The sequence below is a fragment of the Streptomyces sp. CB02366 genome (assembly GCF_001905905.1).
GTDB lineage: Bacteria > Actinomycetota > Actinomycetes > Streptomycetales > Streptomycetaceae > Streptomyces.
This window is the reverse complement of the sequence record NZ_LIVT01000006.1, coordinates 49,419-72,503: the sequence shown is the minus strand read 5'-3', so window position 1 is coordinate 72,503 and position 23,085 is coordinate 49,419. Positions and strand designations below refer to the sequence as shown.

The following is a 23,085-nucleotide window of genomic DNA, read 5'->3' as shown; positions in this document are numbered from 1 at the left end:
GTCCCCCGGGGCGAGTAGGTCAGGCGGTGCGCAGGTAGTGGTCGAGGACGCGGACGCCGAAGTGGAGGGCGTCGACGGGGACACGCTCGTCGACGCCGTGGAAGAGCCGCTGGTAGTCGAAGCCGACGGGCAGCTTCAGCGGGGTGAAGCCGTAGCCGGTGATGCCGAGGCGGGAGAACTGCTTGGCGTCGGTGCCGCCCGACATGCAGTAGGGCACGGTGTGCGCGCCCGGGTCGAACCGCTCGACGGCGGCGCGCAGTTTGGCGTACGTCGGGGAGTCGACCGGCGCGGTGAGGGCCTGCTCGCGGTGGTAGAACTCCCAGGAGACCGAGGGGCCGGTCAGCCGGTCCAGGGTGGCGTGGAACTCGTCGTCGCCGCCGGGGACCATCCGCCCGTCGACGTACGCGGTGGCGTGGCCGGGGATGACGTTGACCTTGTAACCGGCGTCCAGCATCGTCGGGTTGCTGCTGTTGCGGATGGTGTTCTCGACGAGGGAGGCGGCCGGGCCGAGCTTGCCGAGGAGTTGGGCGACGTCGAAACCGGGGGCGTCGAGGTCGGCGTTGATGCCGTGCAGCGCGGCGATCTCGGTGATCGCGGCGCGGACGGTCGGGGTGAGGCGGATGGGCCATTCGTGCTCGCCGATCCGGGCGACGGCCGCGGCCAGCGCACTCACCGCGTTCTCCCGGTTGACCTTGGAGCCGTGCCCGGCCCGGCCCTCGGCGGTCAGCTTCAGCCAGCCGGTGCCGCGCTCGCCCGCCGCGATCGGGTAGAGCGACAGGCCCTCGCCGGCGTGGAAGGTGAAGGCCCCCGACTCGCTGATGCCCTCGGTGCAGCCCTCGAAGAGGTCGGCGTGCTCCTCGGTGAGGAAGCCGGAGCCGTCCGCGGCGCTGTCCTCCTCGTCGGCGGTGTAGGCGATGACGATGTCGCGCGCCGGGCGGAACCCTTCGCGGGCCCAGCCCCGTACGACGGAGAGGACCATCGCGTCCATGTTCTTCATGTCGACGGCGCCCCTCCCCCACACGACCCCGTCGCGGACCTCGCCGGAGAAGGGGTGCACACTCCAGTCGGCGGGTTCGGCGGGGACGACGTCGAGGTGGCCGTGGACGAGCAGCGCGTCGGCCGTGGGGTCGCCGCCGGGGATCCGGGCGACCACGTTGGTCCGGCCGGGGGTGCGCTCCAGCAGCGTCGGCTCGATCCCGGCGTCCGCGAGCCGCTCGGCGACGTATTCGGCGGCGGGGCGCTCCCGGCAGTCGCCACCGCCCCGGTTGGTGGTGTCGATCCGGATCAACTCGGAGGTGAACGCCACCACTTCGTCGAGCGCCTGCCGGTCCACGGGTCCGAGCGGGTCGGGGGCCTCAGCCATACTGTTCCTCCACGGCGGCCGACACGATCGTCGTCACCGCCTTGAACGTGCGGATTCCTTCGTACATCGTCGCGCTGGTGTACGCCACGCGCCTCTCGCCGCTCGGCGCGACCCCGGGGACGACGGTGGCCGCCGCCGCCAGGTGTTCGGCGTCGAACTCCAGCTCCACGGTGAACGCCGTGCCGGTGACGGGGGCCCGGCGGCCCGCCAGCGCGGTGGCGCTCTTCGCCGCGGCCCGGATGTCGGCGGCGGTGCGGGCGGGGGTGCGGCAGACGGCCGCGTACCGCGACACGTAGTCCTTGACGGCGACCTTCCGGGCGTCCGGCGCGTACCCGTCGGCGTCCACGCAGGTCAGGTCGTCGCCGGTGACGAGGACGACGGGCACCCCGTACTCGGCGGCGACGTGCGCGTTGAGCAGACCCTCGCTGGCACGGACGCCGTTGAGCCAGACGCCGGTGATGGAGTTGGCCAGGTAGGTGTGGGCGAGGACGCCCTCCGCGCCGGCCCCGGTGTGGTAGCCGACGAAGGCCACCGCGTCCACGTCGCCGTGCTGGATGCCCTCCACCATGGACAGCGACTTGTGCTTGCCGGTGAGCATCCGGACCCGCTCGTCCATGTGCTCCAGGAGGAGGTTGCGCATCGACCAGTGGGCCTCGTTCACCAGGACCTCGTCGGCGCCGCCGTCGTAGAAGCCGAGGACCGCCGCGTTCACGTCGGACGTGAACATCGACCGGCAGCGCTCCCACTGCGGCGTCCCCGGCAGCACGTCGGCCGGCCAGGTGACTCCGGTGGCGCCTTCCATGTCGGCGCTGATGAGGATCTTCATGCCGCCACACCGTACGCCTCGTGGGCGGCGCGGGCCAGGGAGGGGCGCAGGGCCGGTGCGGCGGGGCGGCCGTGTCCGGCCCCGTGCGGTGGAGGGGGCGCCGCCCTTCGCCGGGGACGTGCGCCGGTGTTCCGACCGGCCCCGGCTCAGGAGATCGCGCGCGGCTGCCCCGCCCTCTGGCACCGCGCCGGACCGTGCCGCGATACTGCGCACCACCGTTCGAACGAAAGGACCCGCGTGACCCACCCCTTCCCCGTCACGGCCCGGCTCGGTCTCGGCGGCACGGCGCTCCTCCTCGTCCTGGCGGGCTCCGCCCTGCCCGCGTCCGCCGCCCCGGCGGACGCCGCCCGCGCGCCGGGGGCGGCGACCGTCGAGGAGCGGCGCCTCGACCGTGCCGCGCCGCGGGAGATCCTCCGGCGCAGCGGATTCGACGCTCTCGCCCCGCGTTTCGCGCGGGCCCTGGAACGCTCCCGCGGTTACGCGCAGGCCGAGCGGGCGGTCACCCGCCACGCTTCGGCGCTCTGGCGGCGCGCCGTGGACCGCGCCCAGGGCCGCGATCCCGCCGCGGGCGACCTGAGCCGGGGCGACGACCGGCCGCTGTACTGGGCCCGGCTCGCGCTCAGCCGGGAGCTGCGCGCGTGGACGCCTCCGTTCGCGGTCGGCGCCGAACAGCGCGCGGCCCTGCACACCGCCCTGGAGAGCGCTTCTCGCGGCCAACAGGAGATCCGCTTCCCCGACCCCCGGGTGAAGCGGGTGCTCGTCACCGGTTTCGACCCGTTCACCCTGGACCGCGACGTGCGGATCGGCAATCCCTCGGGCGCGAGCGCCCTCGCCCTGGACGGCGTCGTGGTGCGGACGGCCGCCGGACCGGCCCGGATCGAGACCGCCGTCTTCCCGGTGCGCTGGTCGGACTTCACCGAGGGCGTCGTCGAACGGGCCCTGGCGCGGCACCTGCCCCACCTGGACCTGTTCACCACGGTCAGTCAGGGCAGGCCCGGCCGCTTCGACGTGGAGCGCACGAACGCCGCCTGGCGCGGCGGCTTCCCCGACAACGAGAACGCGTCGAGCACCGGGCTCGTCCCCGTCGCCGACCCCGGAACCCAGCCGCAGTGGACCTCCACCACCCTCCCGTACCGGCGGCTCGCCGAAGCGGACACGGGCCCCTTCCCGGTGTACGACAACACGGAGGTCACCGAGGTCCCGGCAGGCGGCGACCGGCCGGTGACCAGGCCGGAAGGCCCCACCCCCGGCTCGTCGGCGCGGGCCGGAGGCGGCGGCGACTACCTCTCCAACGAGATCGCCTACCGGGCCACCCTGCTGCGCGACCGGCTCCGGCTGCCGCACCTGCCGGGCGGCCACCTGCACACCCCGGTCCTGCGGTTCGGCGCGGAGAACACCGATCCGCAGGCGGGCGCGGTCACCGACCCGGATTTCGAGCGCGACCGCTCGGACATCGTGCGCCAGGTGGGGGAACTGGTGAGGACGGCGGTGTCGGCCGCGGGCTGAGCCGCCCGTGCGGACCGGCTTCCGCCGCACGGGCAAGACGGGCGGGAAGTGCCGGGCCCCGCGCCGCCCGCCGGGCTCGGCCGCTCAGCGGCGGGCCGCGAGGAGTCCGTCCGCCGGGGCGGCCGGACCCTCCCCGGGGAAGGAGGGCCTGGCGTCGGCGTGGTCGGGGCAGAGGGCCGGGCGGCCGAGGGAGCGGGCCCGGCGGCCCCTTCCCGCCCGGGGCGGGGACGTCGGCGGCAGCCAGGTCCGGTCCGGGTGGCGGAAGCGCAGGTGCGACAGGACCCTGCGGGCCACGGGCCGCTCCGGCAGCGGCGTGGCGAGCCGGGTCGTCGTCCACTGGCCGGCCGGGCAGCGGGTGCACAACCGGTAGGAGACCTCCCCGACGACCTTGCGGTGGTGGACCAGGAGCAGTCGGTGCTCGTCGGCGCCGTCTCGCGGGGGGCACGAGGCCCACTCCAGGGCGGCGAGCGTCCGCGCCCGCCGCCTCGTCCGGGCCCAGTGGCGCCGGAGGGCCCCGGGGCGGCGGCGCCGGCGGGCGGGCCCTGGCCCGGTCCGCCGAACGCCGTCCGGGCCGGGGTGGGGGCTCATGCCGCTTGCCCGGGAGGAAAGCGGCGGTGCTGGAGGAATCCGCATGTTCGGCGTGTGCCCCGGAGGCGGCGTCTGATGCCGATCGGACGTTCCGCGGTCTCCCGCCGCACCGGGGCCGGTCGGTCGGACCGGGTCTGCCCGGCGGGGGCCCGGCCGACGGGAAGGGCTCGGCGGCGGGCGCGGCGTGCGGGGGCGCGACCCGCGTCAGCCGGCCTTCGCGTCCCGCAGCAGCTCCTCGATGCGGGACAGCTCGTCCTCGGTGAAGTCGAGGTTCGCGACGGCCGCGACGCTGTTCTCCAGCTGGGTCACGCTGCTCGCGCCGACGACGGCGGAGGTGAGCCGGCCGCCGCGCAGCACCCACGCCAGGGCCAGCTGGGCGAGCGACTGGCCGCGCTCCTTCGCCAGGGCGTCCAGCGCGCGCAGCCGTTCCACCAGCTGCGGGGTGACGGCGTCGGCGGTCAGGAACGGGCTGTCGCCCGCCGCCCGGGAACCGGCCGGGATGCCGTTCAGGTAGCGGTCGGTGAGGATGCCCTGCTCCAGCGGGGAGTACGCGATGGAGCCGACGCCCAGCGCGTCCAGGGCGTCCGGCAGCCCGTCGTCCTCGATGCGGCGGTCGAGCATCGAGTAGCGGGGCTGGTGGATGAGGAGCGGAGTGCCGAGGCCCTCCAGGATCGCGGCGGCCTCGCGGGTCTGCGCGGCGGAGTAGTTGGAGAGGCCGACGTAGAGGGCCTTGCCCTGCCGTACGGCGGAGTCGAGGGCGCCCATCGTCTCTTCGAGCGGGGTGTCCGGGTCGGGCCGGTGGGAGTAGAAGACGTCCACGTACTCCAGGCCGAGGCGCTTCAGGCTCTGGTCGAGCGAGGAGCGCAGGTGTTTGCGCGAGCCCCACTCCCCGTACGGCCCCTCCCCCATGTGGTAACCGGCCTTGGTGGAGACGACCAGTTCGTCGCGGAGGTGGGCGAAGTCGGTGGCCAGGGCGCGGCCCATGGTGAGTTCGGCGGAGCCCGGCGGCGGACCGTAGTTGTTCGCGAGGTCGAAGTGGGTGATGCCGAGGTCGAAGGCGCGGCGCAGGATGGCGGCCTGCGTCCCGGGGGTCCGGTCTCCCCCGAAGTTGTGCCAGAGGCCGAGGGAGAGCGCGGGCAGCAGCAGCCCGCTGCGGCCGGTGCGCCGGTAGGGCATGGCGGAGTAGCGGTCGGCGGACGGCAGGTACATGGGGGCTCCGCGGGAGGGGTTACGGGGGTGGCGCGCCGGGGCCGGCGCGGTTCGGGTGCGGGCTCCAGGCTTCCGCAGATGGATCCAGCAGTCCAACAGGGGATTCCGCTCGGATTCATCGCCTAGATTGCTCAATCATGGAACTGCGTCAGCTGGAGCACTTCGTCGCCGTGGCGGAGGAGCAGCACTTCACCCGGGCCGCCGAGCGCCTCGCCGTCTCGCAGTCCGGGCTCTCCGCCTCCGTACGGGCGCTGGAGCAGGAGCTGCGGACGCCGTTGTTCAGCCGGACCACGCGCACGGTCCGGCTCACCGAGGCGGGGCGGGCGCTGCTGGTGGAGGCGGAGCGCACGCTGGCGGGCGCGCGGGCCGCGCGGGAGGCGGTCGACGCCGTACGGGGGCTGCTGCGCGGCACGTTGACGGTGGGGGTCGAGCAGTGCGTGGCGGGGGTGAACCCGGCGCGGCTGCTGGCGGCGTTCCACCGGGACCATCCGCAGATGGAGCTGCGGCTGCGGCAGGAGGGCGCCGGCAGCCTGCTGGAGGGGGTGGCGGGCGGCAGGCTGGACCTGGCGTTCGCGGCGGCGGTCGACCCGGCGAAGTGGCGCGGGGAGCTGGTGCCGCTGGCCCGGGAGCGGTTGGTGCTGCTGTGCGCGGCGGGGCATCCGTACGCCGGGCGGCCCGAGGTGGGATGGCAGGAGCTGGCGGGGGCGTCGTTCATCGACTTCCACCCGGGCTGGGGCCCCCGGCGGGCGGCGGACGAGGCGTTCGCGGCGGCGGGGGTGCGGCGGACGGTGGGCCTGGAGGTCAACGACGTGCACAGCCTGCTGGAGTTGGTCCAGGAGGGGCTGGGGATCGCGGTGGTGCCGCACCACTTCTCCCGCAAGCCGGAGGCGGCCCGGCTGGTCACGGTGGAACTGGCGGGCGGGGCCCGGCCGGTGTACGAGAGCGTGGCGGTGCTGCCGGCGGCCCGGCACACGGGCCCGGGGGCGCGGGCGCTGATGCGGCTGCTGCGCGAGAACGCAGAGGCGGGGTGAGGCGGAGTGAGGCGGGGGCGGGTTCAACCGGGGGCGGCGCGTACCCGGCGCCCCGCACCCCCATGCGCGCTTCTGCCCCCCCTGCACCCGCCCGCCGTACGTCCCCGTCCCGGTCGCCCGCCCTCCGTACGTCTCGGTCCCCGTGCGCCTCAGTCCTCGTGGCCCAGCTGGAGGTCCCGTTCGGTGCGGCCGCCGCCCGCGACCTGGAGGACGGTGGCGACCGGCGGGTATCCGGCGGCGATCACCGTGTACTCGCCCGACGAGAGGTCGACGAACCGGAACGATCCGTCCGCCCCGGTGGTGAGGGTGTCCACCACGTTGCCCGCCGCGTCGAGCAGGGTGACCCGGGCGTCCTCGACGGGCCGTCCGCCGGTGGCGCGGACGACGCCGCGCAGGACGGCCCCGCCCGCCAGCTCGATGTCCTGCCGGGTCTCGCGGGCGGCCTGCACGCTGACCGGGAGGGCGGTGGGGCGGAAGGCGGGGGCGCTGGCGGCCAGGGTGTACTCCCCCGCGACCAGCTCGCCGATGACGTAGCCGCCCTCGCGCCCGGCGCGGGTGGAGGCGACGACCTCGCCGTGCACGTCGGTGAGGGTGACGGCCGCGCCCTGGACCGGGGCCCCGTCGGGGGTGAGGACGGACCCGGCGAGCCGTCCGGCGCCGCCGAGGACCACGTCCAGCTCGACGGGGCGCTCCCCCACGGTGACGCTGACGGCCTGCGGCTGGTGGCCCCCGGCGGCGGCGATCAGGACGTACGAACCGGCGCCGGGGACGCTGAGCGCGTACCGCCCGTCGTCCCCGCCGGCCCCGCGCCCGATCTGCCGCCCCTGGACGTCGATGAGGGTGAGGGCGGCCCGGGGGACGGTGGTGCCGTCGGAGTGCTGGACGCACCCGTGGACCGGGATCCCGGAGAGGCGGTCGGCGGCGGGCCGCGCGGAGTCGGCGCGGGCCGCGGGGATCGGCATCGTGGTCTCGGCGGCGGCTTCGGGGCTGTGGTGGGACACCAGCGGTTTCTCCTTGAGGAAGAAGGCGAGGATCAGGCCGAGCACGAGCACCGGCACGAGGTAGAGGAAGATGCGCGGCATCGCGTCCACGTACGCCTGGATGTAGGCGTCGCGCAGCGCGGGTTCCATCGCGTGGACGATCTGCGGGGTGATCGACGCGGGGTCCGGCAGCTCGGCGCCGGTGGGCAGCCGTACGCCGAGCGCGTCGGAGAGCCGTCCGGCGAACAGCGTGCCGAAGACGGCCGCACCGACGCTGCCGCCGATCTGCCGGAAGTAGTTGTGGGCGCTGGTGGCGGTGCCGAGGTCCGAAGGGCGTACGGAGTTCTGGACGGCGAGCACCAGGACGGACATGACCAGGCCGATGCCGGTGCCGAGAACCGCCTGGTAGAAGCTGTACGCCAGGACGGAGGTGTCCGCCTCCAACAACGAGAGCAGCCCCATGCCGACGACGGAGACGGCGCTGCCGACGATCGGGTGGATCCGGTAGCGGCCGGTGCGGGTGATGAGCTGGCCCGAGACGATGGAACCGCCGACGATGCCCATCATCATCGGAAGCATCAGGAGCCCGGACTCGGTGGCGCTGACCCCGTCGACCATCTGGAGGTAGGTGGGCAGGTAGCTGGCGGCCCCGAAGAGGGCGATGCCGACGACCGCGCCGACCAGGCCGGAGACGTTGAAGACGGAGTCGCGGAACAGCCGTAGCGGAATGATCGGTTCTGCGGCCCGGCGTTCGGCGGCGACGAAGAGGACGGTGGAGGCGACCGCGCCCGCCGAGAGGCCCAGGATGGCGCCCGAGTCCCAGGCGTACTCGGTCCCGCCCCAGCTGGTGACCAGCACCAGGCAGGTGGAGGCGACGGCGAGGAGCGCCGCACCCAGGACGTCGAGGCGGGGCCGGGCGGCGGGCCGGGGCAGTTTGAGGACGACCGCGATGACGGCGAGGGTGACCAGGCCGAACGGGACGTTGATGTAGAAGCACCAGCGCCAGGAGGCGTGGTCGGTGAAGAAACCGCCGAGGAGGGGCCCGGCGACCGAGGCGAGGCCGAAGACCGCGCCGATGAGGCCCATGTAACGGCCGCGCTCCCGGGCCGGGACGATGTCCGCGATGATCGCCTGGACGCCGATCATCAGCCCGCCGCCGCCGACGCCCTGGAGGGCCCGGAAGGCGATCAGCTCGTCCATGGTGCGCGACCAGCCCGCCAGGGCGGAGCCGATGACGAAGACGACGATGGCGAACTGGAAGACGCCCTTGCGGCCGAAGAGGTCGCCGAGCTTTCCGTAGAGCGGCAGGACGATGGTGGAGGCGAGGAGGTAGGCGGTGACCGCCCAGGACATCTTCTCCAGGCCGTGCAGCTCACCGACGATCTTCGGCAGGGCGGTGGCGACGATCATCTGGTCGAGCGCCGCGAGCAGCAGGGTGAGCATCAGTCCGAGGAAGACCATGCGGACCTTGCGGGGGCTGATCTCGGCGGCTTCGGGGCCGGGGCCGGGCACAGGGGGCGGTGCGACGGGGGTGTCGACGGTCGCCGTCGAGCCGTCCGGGGCCGAGACCCCCGGAGCCGGGCGGTCCGCTCCCGGCCCGTCCGGTTCGTCCTTCTCCAGCGTGATCCCACCCACCACGTAACGCTCCCCTCGTCGCATCTGCGCCGCCCATTTCTCGCATCGCGCGGCGAGGCGGGGCAAACGTGACAGGGGGCGCACGAGGAGCACGCGGTGGGCTTAAGCCCCGGTGGGAGCCGCTACGGCGCACAACCGGGCGCGGCGGAAAACCACCCGTTCCGGTGAGGCGGAGCCCTGCCCGGAGGGTGCGGCCGGCCCGCCCGGGAGCCGGGGCGACCGCGCACCGGAGACCGCCGACGACCGGCCTCCGGTGCGGGGAGCGGGAGTTACTTCTCGACCTCGGCGGCGAGGTTCTGGAGGAGCTCGTCGTAGATCCGGCCGAGGCCCTTGGGCGCGAAGGTGCGCTCGAAGAAGCCGCCGATGCCGCCGGCGCCCTCCCAGACCGTGGTCACGACGGCCTTGGACCGGCCCTCGCCGGCCGGGGTGACGGTCCAGGTGGTGACCATGGAGGAGTTGCGGTCCTTCTCGACGAGCTGCCCGTCGGTCGGCTCGCTGACCTCCAGCAGGCAGTCGCGGACCCGCTTGCTGGTCGCCTGGAGCTTCCAGTGGACGAGGGTGCCCTCGCCGTCCCCGCCCTCCCGGACCTCGTACTCGCTGAAGTGCCCGGTCAACACCTTGCCGCGGACGTCCTTGTAGTCGGCCAGGGCGTCGAACACCGTGTCCGCGTCCGCCGCGATGATCCGCTCCGTCGTCGCCTCGACCTGCGCCATGGCTGTTCCTCCGGCTCTCCGTGGTTCGGGGGGTGTGCTGAGCCAACCACCTCGGGTACGGCCGCTCAAAATCGGGGTGGGTCCGGCTCAGGGGCGGCGGGTGACGAGGACGCGGAATTCGCTTCCCCCGGGGTCGGCGAGGACGTGGTCCGCGAGCCGCGCGGCCCGCCTCGCACGATCAAGGGAACAAGTGTTCTATTCTGCGAGGAGTGCTACCGAGGAGGCGTCCATGCGCTGGGACCATCCGGTCGAGAAGAACCCGACGCCCGGGAACAGCGCGCTCTTCGCCGCGGACGCGGTGACCACGCGCACGTTCGACGCCCCCGGGTTCCGGGGCGTCACCTTCCACGAGATCCGGGCCCGTTCGATCCTGAACCGGGTGCCCGGGGCTTCGCGAATGCCGTTCGAATGGACGGTGAACCCCTACCGGGGCTGCACACACGCCTGCGTGTACTGCTTCGCCCGCAAGGCCCACAGCCGTCTGGGCCTGGACACCGGCACCGGGTTCGACTCGCAGATCGTCGTCAAGACCAACGCCGCCGAGCTGCTCCAGCGCGAACTGGGGGCGCGGCACTGGCAGGGGGAGCACGTCGCCATCGGGACCGACGTCGACTGCTACCAGCGGGCGGAGGGCCGGTACCGGCTCATGCCGGGCGTCATCTCCGCCCTGCGCGACCGGGCGAACCCGTTCTCGATCCTCACCAAGGGCACGTTGATCCTGCGGGACCTGGAGTTGCTGCGCCGGGCCGCCGAGGTGGCCGAGGTCGGCGTCTCGGTCTCCGTGGGCTTCGGCGACCGGGAGCTGTGGCGCGCGGTCGAGCCGGGCGCCCCCTCCCCCGATCGCCGGCTGGACGCGGTGCGCGCCCTCACCGACGCCGGCATCGGCTGCTCGGTCCTGATGGCCCCCGTCATCCCCTTCCTCGGCGACCGCCCCGAGCAGTTGCGCGCCACCGTGGCGGCCGTCGCGGCCGCGGGGGCGACCTCGGTGACCCCGCTGGTGCTGCATCTGCGCCCCGGCGCGCGGGAGTGGTACCTGCACTGGCTGGGGCGGCGCCATCCGCATCTGGTGGAGCGCTACGAGCGGATGTACGGGGACGGGGCGTACGCCCCCACCTGGTACCAGCGCCGGATCACCCGTCAGGTGCACGAGCTGGCGGACGCGTACGGGATCGGGCCGGGCCGCCGCGTCGAGTCCCGTCCCGCCGCTCCGGTCCCGCCCGCCCCGGAGCCCGGCCCGACCCGGCTGACCCTGCTCTGAGGGCGGCGGGAGAGCGCCGGGGCGGCCGCGGGCCGGACCGCCGCGTGCGCCGATGGCGTGACCGTACGGGCCGAATCGCACGGAAGGGGCCCTTCCGCCGCGCGATTCGGGGAGCATGCGGCGGGGACCGGTGATCCGGCGCCGCGTCCCGCCACCCCGGGAGGCCCCATGACGAAACGTGCAGGAATTCTGGTCGCCGTCGGCGCGACCGTCGCCGGTCTGCTGTCCGCCGCGCCCGGGCCGGCCGCCGCCACCGCCGCGAGCGCGCCGCCCGCCCCGAAGCCGAAGTGGACCGACTGCCCCACCGAGAGCTACCCCACGCTCCAGTGCGCGAAGGTGCGCGCCCCGCTGGACCACCGCCGCCCCACGGGCCGTCAGATCACGCTCGCCCTGTCCCGCGTCCCGCACACCGCGAAGACCTTCCAGGGCCCGCTGCTGGTCAACCCGGGCGGCCCGGGCGGCAGCGGTCTGTCGATGGCCGGCTTCGTGGCCTCCTCGCTGCCGAAGAAGGTGGCGGCGCAGTACGACGTGATCGGTTTCGACCCGCGCGGGGTCGGCAGGAGCACCCCCGCGCTGAACTGCGTACCGGGCCACTTCGACCCGGTGCGCCCGGACACGGTGCCCGCCTCCTACCGCGCGGAGCGGATCAACCGCGACCGGGCGGAGTCGTTCGCCCGTGCCTGCGGCGAGAAGCACGGCGACGTGCTGCCGTACATGGACACGGTCAGCGCGGCCAAGGACCTCGACGTGATCCGCCGGGCGCTGGGCTCCCGGCAGATCAACTACTTCGGCTACTCCTACGGCACCTACCTCGGCGCGGTCTACGCCAAGCTGTACCCGGAGCGGGTGCGCCGCCTGGTCCTGGACTCGGTCGTCGACCCGGACGACGTCTGGTACGAGGGCAACCTGGGCCAGGACTACGCCTTCGACGACCGGCACAAGGCGTTCGCCGCCTGGGTCGCGAAGAACGACGCGGCGTACGGCCTGGGCGCCGACCCGGCCCGCGTCGAGGCCGCCTGGTACCGGATGCGGGCGGACGTGGCGCGAAAGCCCGCCGGCGGCACGGTCGGCGCGAGCGAGCTGGAGGACGCCTTCCTGCCCGGCGGGTACTACAACGGCTACTGGCCCTACCTCGCCGAGGCGTTCGCCGCGTACGTGAAGAACCGGGACGCCGAGGCGCTGGTCGAGGTGTACGAGAACTTCGGCGCGGTCGACGCGAGCGGCGACAACGGCTACTCGGTCTACACCGCCGTCCAGTGCCGCGACGCCGCCTGGCCCGAGCACTGGAGCACCTGGCGCAACGACAGCCGGCGCATCCACGGGAAAGCGCCGTTCATGACGTGGAACAACACCTGGTACAACGCGCCGTGCGCGGACTGGCCGGTGCCTCCGCTGCGCCCGGTCCCGGTGGACAACCGGCAGCTGCCCCCGGCGCTCATCCTTCAGGCCACCGACGACGCGGCGACCCCGTACGGCGGCGCGCTCAGCATGCACCGCAAGCTCAAGGGCTCCAGCCTCGTCGTGGAGGAGGGCGGCGGCAACCACGGCATCACGCTGAGCGGAAACGACTGCCTGGACAGGCACCTGACGGCCTATCTGGCCGACGGCACCGTCCCGCGCGGCCGGGGCGAGGCGGACGCGGTGTGCGCAGCCCTCCCGGAGCCGAGGCCGCTGCCGGCCGAGAAGGCGGCGGCCCAGTCGGTGGACAACAGCGAGGGCAGCCGGCTGCACGGCCTGCTCGGCTTCCGCCGCTGACCCGGCCCGGCCGCCCCCGTACCCGGCTTCCTCCCCGGGTGCGGGGGCGGTCCGGCCTGGAAGGGCCGCGAGCGCGTTCCGCCGGAGGGCGCGGACGCGACGGACCCGCTCACGGGCCGGGCAGCCGGCTGAGCGCCGCCGCGGCCGCCGCGCCGACGCGGGGGTGCGGGAGAGCCGCCGTGAGGACCGGGCGGGCCTGTTCGTCGGCGAGCCGGCCGAGCCCCTCCACGCAGGCGAGGGCGACGCGCCAGTGGGGTTCGCCGGGGGCCAGCAGCCTGCCGAGGGTCTCGACGAGGGCGGGGACCGACTCCGGGGCGCGCAGGTCGGTCAGCAACCGCACCGGGTGCAGGGCGTAGGCGGTGCGCAGGGTGTTGGTGGCGAGGGCGGCGGCCGCGCGCGGGGTACGCGGGTCGCCCAGGAGGTACAGGGCGTGGGCGGCGGAGACGCAGCGTTCGGGGTCGCGGTGGTTGAGCAGGAGCACCAGCGTCTCGAAGGCCCTCCGGTCGCCCGCGCAACCGAGCCGGAAGGCGGCTATCTCGCGCGCCCACAGGGGTTGGCGCGGCTCGACCAGGACCCGGGCCAGCTCTTCCGGATCCTCGGCGGCGACGAGCCGGGGGTACGCCGGAGACCCCGCAGCCTCGGGTTCCAGCCGGTCCATGAGTGAACGGAACTCCTCATCCATGACGCTCAGCGTATCCACGGACACGTTCCGTACGGGGCGGGACGGCGGAGGCGGTGTGGTCCAGGGCACACGGATCCAGGGGTGGCGCGCTCGTTACCCGCCGGTTAATCTCATCTGAGCGGGGCACACTCCCCGCGGGCTCCGGTGGCCTGGTGACGCAGCCACCCGGAGTGCTCGTCGGTTCGGCTCCACGTACGACGCGACTCCGGGACAGAGTCCGTCACCCCTCACGGCCGGGCGTGCGCTCTTCACGCCTCGGCCCCGTGCTCCACGCGACGCGCAGCTTCCGTACGCCACGCGCGCCGTGCTCCACGACACGCAGCTCCGTACGCCACGCGCCGCTCCCTCATCGCCGCGCGCGCCGTGCTCCCCCAGTCGTCACTCACCCTGGAGTCCCGTGATGGACACCCCTCTCTCCACCATCGCCGTCGTCGGCCTCGGCACCATGGGCGCCGGCATCGCCGAGGTCCTGGCCCGCGCGGGCCGCGAGGTCATCGGCATCGACATCAGCGAGACGGCCGCACGCGGGGCCGTCGCCTCCCTCGAAGCGTCCACCGCGCGTGCCGTGGGCCGCGGGAGGATCACCGAGCAGGAGCGGACCGCCGTGCTCGCCCGGTTCCGTACGTCGGACACCCTCCGGGCCGCCGCCGGCGCCGAACTGGTCATCGAGGTGGTGCCCGAAACGTACGAGATCAAGCAGCAGGTGTTCCGGGAGCTCGACGCGATCGTCTCCCCCACCGCGATCCTGGCCACCGGCACCAACGCCCTGTCGGTGACCCGGCTGGCCGCCGAGTCGCAGCGCCCCGAGCGCGTGCTCGGCCTGCACTTCTTCAACCCGGCGCCCGCGATGAAGCTGGTCGAGGTGGTCTCCTCGGTGCTGACCGCCCCGCCCGCCGTGGAGGCCGTCACCGCGCTCGCCCGGGAGCTGGGCAAGGAGCCGGTCGCGGTCGGCGACCGGCCCGGGTTCGTCGCGGACGGGCTGCTCTTCGGCTACCTCAACCAGGCCGCCGCGATGTACGAGGCGAACTACGCCTCCCGTGAGGACATCGACGCGGCGATGAAGCTGGGCTGCGGGCTGCCCATGGGCCCCCTCGCCCTGCTCGACCTGATCGGGATCGACACCGCCCGCACGGTCCTGGAGGCCATGTACGCCGAGTCCCACGACCGGCTGCACGCGCCGGCCCCCGTCCTCGGCCAGCTCAGCGGCGCCGGTCTGACCGGGCGGAAGGCCGGGCGCGGCTTCTACACGTACGACGCGCCGGGCGGCCAGGTCGTGGTGCCGGACGCGCTGACCCCGGCGGCCGACGCGGAGGCGGGCGCGGGGCGCGCGGTGGCGTCGGTGGGCGTCGCGGGCTCCGGCACCATGGCGTCGGGCATCGCGGAGGTCTTCGCGAAGGCCGGGTACGGCGTGGTGCTGGCGGCCCGGAGCCAGGAGAAGGCGGATCTCGCCAAGGGGCGGATCGCGAAGTCGCTGGAGCGGTCGGTGGCCAGGGGGCGGCTGACCGCCGGGGCCCGGGACGAGACGCTGGGCCGGATCACGGCGGCCGGTTCGCTGGACGCGTTCGCGGAGGTCGATCTCGCCGTGGAGGCGGTCGCGGAGGACCTGGAGGTCAAGCAGCAGCTGTTCGCCGCGCTGGACAAGGTCTGCCGCCCGGGCGCGGTGCTCGCCACCACCACCTCCTCGCTGCCGGTCGTCGCCATCGCGCGGGCCACGACACGTCCCGAGGACGTCGTCGGGATGCACTTCTTCAATCCGGCCCCGGCGATGAAGCTGGTCGAGGTGGTCCGTACGGTCCTGACCGCCGACGACGTGCACGCCACGGTCCGCGCGGTCTGCGCGACGATCCGCAAGCACCCGGTGGACTGCGGGGACCGGGCCGGGTTCATCGTGAACGCGCTGCTGTTCCCGTACCTCAACAACGCGATCAAGATGGTGGAGCAGCACTACGCCTCGCTGGACGACATCGACGCGGCGATGAAGCTGGGCGGCGGGTACCCGATGGGCCCGTTCGAACTGCTCGACGTGGTCGGCCTGGACGTCTCGCTGGCCATCGAGAAGGTGCTGCACCAGGAGTTCCGCGACCCGGGCCTGGCGCCCGCCCCCCTGCTGGAGCACCTGGTCGCGGCGGGCTGCCTCGGCCGCAAGACGGGGCGCGGCTTCCGCGAATATGCCCGTCGCTGACCCGGGAGCCGGGTGGGGCGGGTTGCTGGGGCCCTCCGGCGGCCCGCCCCCGCAGGCGCGCTCTCCTGCACCGATGGGTTACGTTCATGCCATGTCCCAGCCCGCCAAGTCACCCCGTGCCACCGCCGCGACCGACGCCCCGGAGACCACCGCGGGGACGCGGGCGGCCGCCCAACGGCTCAAGATGCGCCGCGAACTGGCCGCCGCCGCGATGGAGCTCTTCGCCACGAAGGGGTACGAGGCGACCACCGTCGACGAGATCGCGGGCGCCGCGGGCGTCGCCCGCAGGACCTTCTTCCGGCACTTCCGCTCCAAGGAAGAGGCCATCTTCCCGGACCACGACGACACCCTCGTCAGGGCCGAGGCGGTCCTCAACGCCGCCCCCGCGCACGAGCATCCGCTCGACACCGTCTGCCGGGGCATCAAGGAAGTCATGAAGATGTACGCGGCCAAGCCCGCCGTCTCCGTGGCCCGCTACAAACTGACCCGTGAGGTACCTACCCTCCGGGAGGCCGAGATCGCGTCGGTGGCCCGCTACGAGCGGCTGTTCACCCGCTATCTCCTGGGCCACTTCGACGAGCGCGACCACCATGTGGGCAACGACGACCCGCTGCTCGCGGAGGTCGCCGCGTCCGCCGTGGTCACCGCGCACAACCACGTGCTGCGCCGCTGGCTGCGGGCGGGCGGGCAGGGCGATGTGGAGGCGCAGCTCGACCGCGCCTTCGCCATCGTCCGCGACACCTTCGGCACCGGCATCGGGGCGGGCCGCACCGCGGGGAACGAGCCGGAGCGGCCCGCGGCGTCGGTGGCCGCGGACGGCGAGGTGCTCGTGGCGGTGGCGCGTACCGACGCCCCGCTGGAGGAGGTCATGAGGACCATCCAGCAGGCGCTCAAGGACCGCTGACCTTGGCCTCCCGCCGCTCGACGGGGGCCACCGCCTCCCAGGGCGGGGGTGCGGCGCCCTCGCTCCAGGCGGCGAGTTCCTCGGGGCCGTAGCAGAGGATGGCGCACTGCTCCGCGTAGTCGAGGGCGGGGTCGGTGAAGCCGCCGGTGGAGACGACGAGCGCGACGTCCGCCGCGTGCACGGCGTAGCAGGTGCCGCCGAAGCGCTGGAGGTCCTGCGAGCCGGCCCGGTTCTCCTCCCCGTAGCGCTTGCACTGGACGACGAGGCGGCGGCCGTCCGGGGTGGTGCCCAGCACATCGGCGCCCAGGTCGCCCGCGCCGCCCACCACTTCGGCGTCGGCGCAGCCGTCGCGGCGGCAGAGTGCGGCGACGGCCTCCTCGAAGGCGTACGGGTCGAGCCGGGCGTAGTCGACGGGGGGTCCGGCCGGTTCCGGGGGCGCGGGAGGGGCCTGGGCGCGGTCCGCCTGGGCGGCGTCCAGCTCCGCGAGGCCCTCTTCGACGATGTCGTACGCGGTCTCGGTGACGGCCTCCGCGACCCGCCGGGCGCGTCGGCGGCGGCGCGGCGCCAGGACGGCCGCGGTCAGCAGCGGGAGGACCACGAGCACGGCGACGACCGGGTGGCGGACGGCGCTCTCCCAGGCCGCGCGCAGGGCCAGCCCGCCGCCCGCGACGACCAGAGCGATCAGGGCGAAGCCGAAGGAGGTGCGCCGGAGGTCGAAGGAGGCCCGCCCCTGCCGGTCGCCCCGTCTGCGGCGGATCGGTATCGCCATCGCTGCCCCACCCCTGCCCTCTCGTCACTTCAAGATCACTTCCTGTCGGACCGTGTGCCCCGTTCGGCGCTTTCGACGCGCCCGGCGGGGGCGTCCGGCGCGGTGCCGGCCGAAATCCGCTGGCCCCTCGGCCGCCGCCGTGCTGAGGTGCGCGGATGCGACCCACCGAGATCCGTGAACTGTTCGACCGCGAACTGCGGGAGCGCGCCCGCCCCGACGGGCCCGGCGTCCGCGTCGAGCGGGCCGGGCCCCTGGTCCGCCAGGTGGGCGGCCCGCACGACTGGAATGGGGTGGTCTGGTCCGAGCCGGGCCTGGACGCGGCGGGGGCCGACGCGGCGATCGCGGCCCAGATCGCGTACTGGGAAGGGCTCGGCCACGAGGGGTTCGAGTGGAAGCTCTACTCCCACGACGGCCCGGCCGATCTGGGCGAGCGGCTGCGGGGGGCCGGTTTCGCGGCCGAGCCGCCCGAGACGCTGCTCGTCGCCCCGGTCGGGGTGCTGACCGCGCTGCCGGGGGCGAAGCCGCCCACGGGGGTCGAGCTGCGCCCGGTGACCGACGCGGCCGGGGCCGGTCTGATGGCCCTGGCCCATGAGCGGGCCTTCGGCACGGACTCCGGGCGGCTGCGCCACCAGGTGCTGACGCGGCTGGAGCGGGCCCCGGACGAGGTCGTCGCGCTGGTGGCCCTGGCGGGCGGGGAGCCGGTCAGCTCGGCCCGGATGGAGCTGTACCCCGGTACGGGCTTCTGCGGGCTCTGGGGCGGCGGAACGGTTCCCGGGTGGCGGGGCAGGGGCCTCTACCGGGCCCTGGTCGCGCACCGGGCGCGGATCGCCGCCGAGCGGGGCTACCGCTTCCTCCAGGTCGACGCGAGCGCGCTGTCGGCCCCGATCCTGGCCCGGCTCGGCTTCACGGCGCTCGCCACGACGACGCCGTATGTGTACCGGGCGGGGCGGTAACCGCATGCCAGCAGGACAGAACGTCTCGTAACGCCCATCGTGTTGCTCATGCGTGCCTACGAGATGACAAGTGAGAGAAATTGTTGGCACTGGGTGCCTTGTCAGGTGTCACGGAGTGCCATACGTTGATGGTGTCCGGGCGGCCGGCGTGCTGAGACCTCACACGTACGCCGGCTGTCCCCGCAACCACCGTGCTGCGCGCCCGGACGCCTGCGTCACAGGCACCCTTCTGCTCCACCGGGCAAAGCCGAGTTCCACCCGCCGAACCGACGGCAACACCTCCAGACAGCACCCCCCTGCCAGCAGGGCCCCTCAAGCGTTCCCTCGACGCGCATCACCGGAGGCAACACCGTGAAGGAAATCCTGGACGCGATTCAGTCGCAGGACAGCACCGCAGCGGACTTCGCGGCTCTGTCCCTCCCCGAGTCCTACCGCGCGATCACCGTGCACAAGGACGAGGCGGAGATGTTCGCGGGCCTGGAGTCCCGTGACAAGGACCCCCGCAAGTCGATCCACCTGGACGACGTCCCGGTCCCCGAACTCGGTCCCGGCGAGGCCCTCGTCGCCGTCATGGCCAGTTCGGTGAACTACAACTCCGTCTGGACCTCGATCTTCGAGCCGGTCTCGACCTTCAACTTCCTGGAGCGCTACGGAAAGCTCAGCGAGCTGACCAAGCGCCACGACCTGCCGTACCACGTCATCGGCTCCGACCTGGCGGGCGTCGTCCTGCGCACCGGCCCCGGCGTGAACGCCTGGAACCCGGGCGACGAGGTCGTCGCGCACTGCCTCTCGGTCGAGCTGGAGTCCTCCGACGGCCACAACGACACGATGCTCGACCCCGAGCAGCGCATCTGGGGGTTCGAGACGAACTTCGGCGGCCTCGCCGAGATCGCGCTCGTCAAGTCCAACCAGCTGATGCCCAAGCCCCGGCACCTCAGCTGGGAGGAGGCCGCCGCCCCCGGCCTGGTCAACTCGACCGCCTACCGCCAGCTCGTCTCGCGCAACGGCGCGGGCATGAAGCAGGGCGACAACGTGCTGATCTGGGGCGCCAGCGGCGGACTCGGCTCCTACGCCACCCAGTTCGCGCTGGCCGGCGGCGCCAACCCGGTCTGCGTCGTCTCCTCCCCCGAGAAGGCCGAGATCTGCCGGGCCATGGGCGCGGAGGCGGTCATCGACCGCAACGCCGAGGGCTACAGGTTCTGGAAGGACGAGCGCACCCAGGACCCCAAGGAGTGGAAGCGCTTCGGCAAGCGCATCCGCGAGTTCACCGGCGGCGAGGACATCGACATCGTCTTCGAGCACCCGGGCCGCGAGACCTTCGGCGCCTCGGTCTACGTCACCCGCAAGGGCGGCACCATCACCACCTGCGCCTCCACCTCCGGCTACATGCACGAGTACGACAACCGCTACCTGTGGATGTCCCTCAAGCGCATCATCGGCTCCCACTTCGCCAACTACCGCGAGGCGTGGGAGGCCAACCGCCTCATCGCCAAGGGCAAGATCCACCCGACGCTCTCGAAGACGTACGCGCTGGAGGACACCGGCCAGGCGGCGTACGACGTCCACCGCAACCTGCACCAGGGCAAGGTCGGCGTCCTGGCGCTGGCCCCCCGCGAGGGCCTGGGCGTGCGCGACCAGGAAATGCGCGAGCAGCACATCGACGCCATCAACCGCTTCCGCAACGTCTGAGGTTCCGCGATGAACGAGCGTCAGAAGGACCGGCCCTGGCTCATGCGGACGTACGCCGGCCACTCGACCGCCGAGGCGTCCAACGAGCTGTACCGCCGCAACCTCGCCAAGGGCCAGACGGGTCTCTCGGTCGCCTTCGATCTGCCGACGCAGACCGGATACGACCCGGACCACATCCTCGCCCGCGGCGAGGTGGGCCGTGTCGGCGTCCCCGTCTCGCACCTCGGTGACATGCGGCGGCTGTTCCAGGACATCCCCCTGGAGCAGATGAACACCTCGATGACGATCAACGCGACCGCCATGTGGCTGCTGGCGCTCTACCAGGTGGTGGCGGAGGAGCAGGGGGCCGACCCGGCCAAGCTCCAGGGGACCACCCAGAACGACATCGTGAAGGAGTACCTCTCGCGCGGGACGCACGTCTTCCCGCCGGCTCCCTCGCTGCGGCTGACCACGGACATGATCACGTACACGGTCAACCGCATCCCCAAGTGGAACCCGATCAACATCTGCAGCTACCACCTCCAGGAGGCGGGCGCCACCCCGGTCCAGGAGATCGCGTACGCCATGTCGACCGCCGTCGCGGTGCTCGACGCGGTCCGCGACTCGGGCCAGGTGCCCGAGGAGAAGTTCGGTGACGTGGTCGCCCGCATCTCGTTCTTCGTGAACGCGGGCGTCCGCTTCATCGAGGAGATGTGCAAGATGCGCGCCTTCGGCCGCATCTGGGACCGCGTCACCCGGGAGCGGTACGGCATCACCGACGCCAAGCAGCGCCGCTTCCGCTACGGCGTCCAGGTCAACTCCCTCGGCCTGACCGAGGCGCAGCCGGAGAACAACGTCCAGCGCATCGTCCTGGAGATGCTGGCCGTCACCCTCTCCAAGGACGCCCGCGCCCGCGCGGTGCAGCTGCCGGCCTGGAACGAGGCGCTGGGGCTGCCCCGGCCCTGGGACCAGCAGTGGTCGCTCCGTATCCAGCAGGTGCTGGCCCACGAGAGCGATCTGCTGGAGTACGAGGACATCTTCGCCGGTTCCCACGTCATCGAGGCCAAGGTGGAGGCCCTGGTCGAGGAGTCGCTGGCGGAGATCGACCGCATCCAGCAGATGGGCGGCGCGATGGCGGCCGTCGAGTCCGGTTATCTCAAGTCCGAACTGGTCGCCTCGCACGCGGCCCGGCGGGCCCGGATCGAGACCGGCGAGGAGAAGATCGTCGGCGTCAACGTCTACGAGTCCACCGAGCCCAACCCGCTCACCTCCGACCTCGACGGCGCCATCATGACGGTCGACCCCGAGAACGAGGCCCGGGTCGTCGCCGCGCTGCACGAGTGGCGCGACAACCGCGACGAGGCGCGCGCCTCCGAGGCGCTGGCCGCGCTGAAGAAGGCCGCGGCCGGCACCGAGAACATGATGGAGGCCACCGTCGAGTGCGCCCGCGCGGGCGTCACCACCGGCGAGTGGTCCTGGGCGCTGCGGGACGTCTTCGGCGAGTTCCGCGCCCCCACCGGGGTCTCCTCGGCCCCGGTCGCGGTCGCCGCCGAGCCCGGCAGCACGCTCGCCCTGGTCCGCGAGAAGGTCGCCCGGACCGCGGCCGACCTCGGCGTGGGACGGCTGCGCCTGCTGGTCGGCAAGCCCGGCCTGGACGGCCACTCCAACGGAGCCGAGCAGATCGCCGTACGGGCCAGGGACGCCGGGTTCGAGGTGGTCTACCAGGGCATCCGGCTGACCCCCGAGCAGATCACCGACGCCGCGCTCGCCGAGGACGTGCACTGCGTGGGCCTGTCCATCCTGTCCGGCTCGCACGCGGAGCTGGTGCCCGACGTGCTGCGCCGGCTGCGCGACGCCGGGGCCGCGGACATCCCGGTGATCGCCGGCGGCATCATCCCGCCGGCCGACGCCGCGGCGCTCGTCGAAGCCGGTGTGGCCGCCGTCTTCACCCCGAAGGACTTCGGCATCACCGAGATCATCGGCCGTATCGTCGACGAGATCCGGAAAGCGAACAAGCTCGACCCTCTGGAGGTCCCCGCATGACCACGCCCGCCCACCCGTCGCCCGCCACCGCCCCGGCGGACAGCGGCTCCGCCGCGCACTCCCCGGTCAACCGGCTGCGCCCGCGCCGTTCGTGTCTGGCCGTGCCGGGCTCCAACCCGCGCTTCCTGGAGAAGGCCCAGGGCCTCCCGGCGGACCAGGTCTTCCTGGACCTGGAGGACGCCTGCGCCCCGCTCGCCAAGGAGGGCGCGCGCCACCACATCGTGGACGCGCTCAACAACGGCGACTGGAGCGGCAAGACCCGGGTCGTGCGGGTCAACGACTGGACCACGCACTGGACGTACCGGGACGTCGTCACGGTCGTCGAGGGCGCGGGCCCCCACCTCGACTGCATCATGCTGCCGAAGGTCCAGGACGCCCAGCAGGTCGTGGCGCTGGACCTGCTGCTCACCCAGATCGAGAAGACGATGGGCTTCGAGGTCGGGAGGATCGGCATCGAGGCGCAGATCGAGAACGCCAAGGGCCTGGTGAACATCGACGACATCGCAGCGGCCTCGCCCCGGCTGGAGACGCTGATCTTCGGCCCCGCCGACTTCATGGCGTCGATCAACATGAAGACCCTGGTCGTCGGCCAGCAGCCGCCCGGCTACCCGGCGGACGCCTACCACTACATCCTGATGCGCATCCTGATGGCCGCCCGCGCCCACGACCTCCAGGCGATCGACGGCCCGTTCCTCCAGATCCGCGACGTGGACGCCTACCGCGAGGTGGCGGGCCGTGCCGCCGCCCTCGGCTTCGACGGCAAGTGGGTGCTGCACCCGGGCCAGGTCGACGCGGCGAACGAGGTGTTCTCCCCCTCCCAGGAGGACTACGACCACGCCGAGCTGATCCTCGACGCCTACGACTGGTGCACCTCCGAGGAGGGCGGCAAGAAGGGCTCCGCGATGCTCGGCGACGAGATGATCGACGAGGCCAGCCGCAAGATGGCCCTGGTCATCGCCGGCAAGGGCCGGGCCGCCGGAATGCAGCGCACCTCCAAGTTCGAAGCCCCGGAGGCCTGAT

At 73.4% G+C, this 23,085-nt stretch carries 18 protein-coding genes; 10 read left to right on the top strand and 8 right to left on the bottom strand.

The window, feature by feature from the left end:
- Positions 1-19 precede the first annotated feature (19 nt).
- Both AMK24_RS19365 and AMK24_RS19360 read right to left on the bottom strand, forming a co-directional pair.
- A complete protein-coding gene (locus AMK24_RS19365) occupies positions 20-1,363 on the bottom strand; it encodes a M20/M25/M40 family metallo-hydrolase (protein WP_073770051.1) in 1,344 nt (447 codons plus the stop codon).
- Positions 1,356-2,189 carry a M55 family metallopeptidase gene (locus AMK24_RS19360; protein ID WP_073770050.1) on the bottom strand — a complete coding sequence of 278 codons (834 nt, stop codon included), beginning with the start codon at positions 2,187-2,189 and terminating at the stop codon, positions 1,356-1,358. Before AMK24_RS19360 ends, AMK24_RS19365 begins: the two co-directional genes overlap by 8 nt.
- Positions 2,190-2,426: 237 nt before the next feature.
- Between AMK24_RS19360 and AMK24_RS19355 the strand changes: the two genes are divergently transcribed.
- Positions 2,427-3,695 (top strand): pyroglutamyl peptidase, encoded by a 1,269-nt coding sequence (locus AMK24_RS19355; protein ID WP_073770049.1) that lies wholly within the window; start codon positions 2,427-2,429, stop codon positions 3,693-3,695.
- Positions 3,696-3,779: 84 nt separating this feature from the next.
- Here the strand turns inward: AMK24_RS19355 and AMK24_RS34250 are convergent, their stop codons facing one another.
- Positions 3,780-4,283, bottom strand: a complete 504-nt coding sequence (locus AMK24_RS34250; RefSeq protein ID WP_079190555.1) for a hypothetical protein — start codon at positions 4,281-4,283, stop codon at positions 3,780-3,782.
- A 204-nt stretch (positions 4,284-4,487) separates the two neighbouring features.
- Entirely contained in the window at positions 4,488-5,492 is a 1,005-nt protein-coding gene (locus AMK24_RS19345; protein ID WP_073770048.1) for an aldo/keto reductase, read from the bottom strand.
- Positions 5,493-5,629: 137 nt separating this feature from the next.
- On the opposite strand from AMK24_RS19345, the gene AMK24_RS19340 reads away from it, so the two are divergent.
- Positions 5,630-6,523 carry a LysR family transcriptional regulator gene (locus tag AMK24_RS19340; protein WP_073770047.1) on the top strand — a complete coding sequence of 298 codons (894 nt, stop codon included), beginning with the start codon at positions 5,630-5,632 and terminating at the stop codon, positions 6,521-6,523.
- Positions 6,524-6,672: 149 nt separating this feature from the next.
- On the opposite strand, the gene AMK24_RS19335 is transcribed toward AMK24_RS19340, so the two are convergent.
- Both AMK24_RS19335 and AMK24_RS19330 read right to left on the bottom strand, forming a co-directional pair.
- Positions 6,673-9,141, bottom strand: a complete 2,469-nt coding sequence (locus AMK24_RS19335) for an MFS transporter (protein ID WP_073770046.1) — start codon at positions 9,139-9,141, stop codon at positions 6,673-6,675.
- A 266-nt stretch (positions 9,142-9,407) separates the two neighbouring features.
- Positions 9,408-9,851 (bottom strand): SRPBCC family protein, encoded by a 444-nt coding sequence (locus tag AMK24_RS19330; RefSeq protein ID WP_073770045.1) that lies wholly within the window; start codon positions 9,849-9,851, stop codon positions 9,408-9,410.
- Between the two features lie 229 nt (positions 9,852-10,080).
- Here AMK24_RS19330 and AMK24_RS19325 point away from each other — a divergent pair, with 229 nt between their 5' ends.
- Both AMK24_RS19325 and AMK24_RS19320 read left to right on the top strand, forming a co-directional pair.
- Positions 10,081-11,109, top strand: coding sequence for an Rv2578c family radical SAM protein (locus AMK24_RS19325; RefSeq protein ID WP_073770044.1), 1,029 nt, complete (start codon positions 10,081-10,083; stop codon positions 11,107-11,109).
- A gap of 168 nt (positions 11,110-11,277) precedes the next feature.
- Positions 11,278-12,864, top strand: coding sequence for an alpha/beta hydrolase (locus AMK24_RS19320; RefSeq protein ID WP_073770043.1), 1,587 nt, complete (start codon positions 11,278-11,280; stop codon positions 12,862-12,864).
- A 109-nt stretch (positions 12,865-12,973) separates the two neighbouring features.
- Here the strand turns inward: AMK24_RS19320 and AMK24_RS19315 are convergent, their stop codons facing one another.
- The gene (locus AMK24_RS19315) at positions 12,974-13,546 is read right to left on the bottom strand and encodes an adenylosuccinate lyase (RefSeq protein ID WP_384578613.1); all 573 of its coding nucleotides are present in this window, start codon (positions 13,544-13,546) and stop codon (positions 12,974-12,976) included.
- 400 nt (positions 13,547-13,946) lie between these two features.
- On the opposite strand from AMK24_RS19315, the gene AMK24_RS19310 reads away from it, so the two are divergent.
- The gene (locus AMK24_RS19310) at positions 13,947-15,728 is read left to right on the top strand and encodes a 3-hydroxyacyl-CoA dehydrogenase family protein (RefSeq protein ID WP_073770041.1); all 1,782 of its coding nucleotides are present in this window, start codon (positions 13,947-13,949) and stop codon (positions 15,726-15,728) included.
- A gap of 91 nt (positions 15,729-15,819) precedes the next feature.
- Complete coding sequence (locus AMK24_RS19305; RefSeq protein WP_073770040.1) at positions 15,820-16,632, top strand: TetR family transcriptional regulator; 813 nt, start codon at positions 15,820-15,822, stop codon at positions 16,630-16,632.
- Here the strand turns inward: AMK24_RS19305 and AMK24_RS19300 are convergent.
- Positions 16,619-17,401 carry a restriction endonuclease gene (locus AMK24_RS19300; protein ID WP_073770039.1) on the bottom strand — a complete coding sequence of 261 codons (783 nt, stop codon included), beginning with the start codon at positions 17,399-17,401 and terminating at the stop codon, positions 16,619-16,621. The two genes, AMK24_RS19305 and AMK24_RS19300, sit on opposite strands and share 14 nt — an antisense overlap.
- A 155-nt stretch (positions 17,402-17,556) precedes the next feature.
- On the opposite strand from AMK24_RS19300, the gene AMK24_RS19295 reads away from it, so the two are divergent.
- From AMK24_RS19295 to AMK24_RS19280, 4 genes are all read left to right on the top strand, one after another.
- Positions 17,557-18,354, top strand: a complete 798-nt coding sequence (locus tag AMK24_RS19295; protein ID WP_073770038.1) for a GNAT family N-acetyltransferase — start codon at positions 17,557-17,559, stop codon at positions 18,352-18,354.
- Positions 18,355-18,705: 351 nt separating this feature from the next.
- The gene (ccrA, locus tag AMK24_RS19290; RefSeq protein WP_073770037.1) at positions 18,706-20,043 is read left to right on the top strand and encodes a crotonyl-CoA carboxylase/reductase; all 1,338 of its coding nucleotides are present in this window, start codon (positions 18,706-18,708) and stop codon (positions 20,041-20,043) included.
- 9 nt (positions 20,044-20,052) lie between these two features.
- Positions 20,053-22,065 carry a protein meaA gene (locus AMK24_RS19285; RefSeq protein ID WP_073770036.1) on the top strand — a complete coding sequence of 671 codons (2,013 nt, stop codon included), beginning with the start codon at positions 20,053-20,055 and terminating at the stop codon, positions 22,063-22,065.
- Positions 22,062-23,084, top strand: coding sequence for an HpcH/HpaI aldolase/citrate lyase family protein (locus tag AMK24_RS19280; RefSeq protein WP_242435190.1), 1,023 nt, complete (start codon positions 22,062-22,064; stop codon positions 23,082-23,084). The genes AMK24_RS19285 and AMK24_RS19280 overlap by 4 nt, the downstream gene beginning before the upstream one ends.
- Position 23,085: the final 1 nt, after the last annotated feature.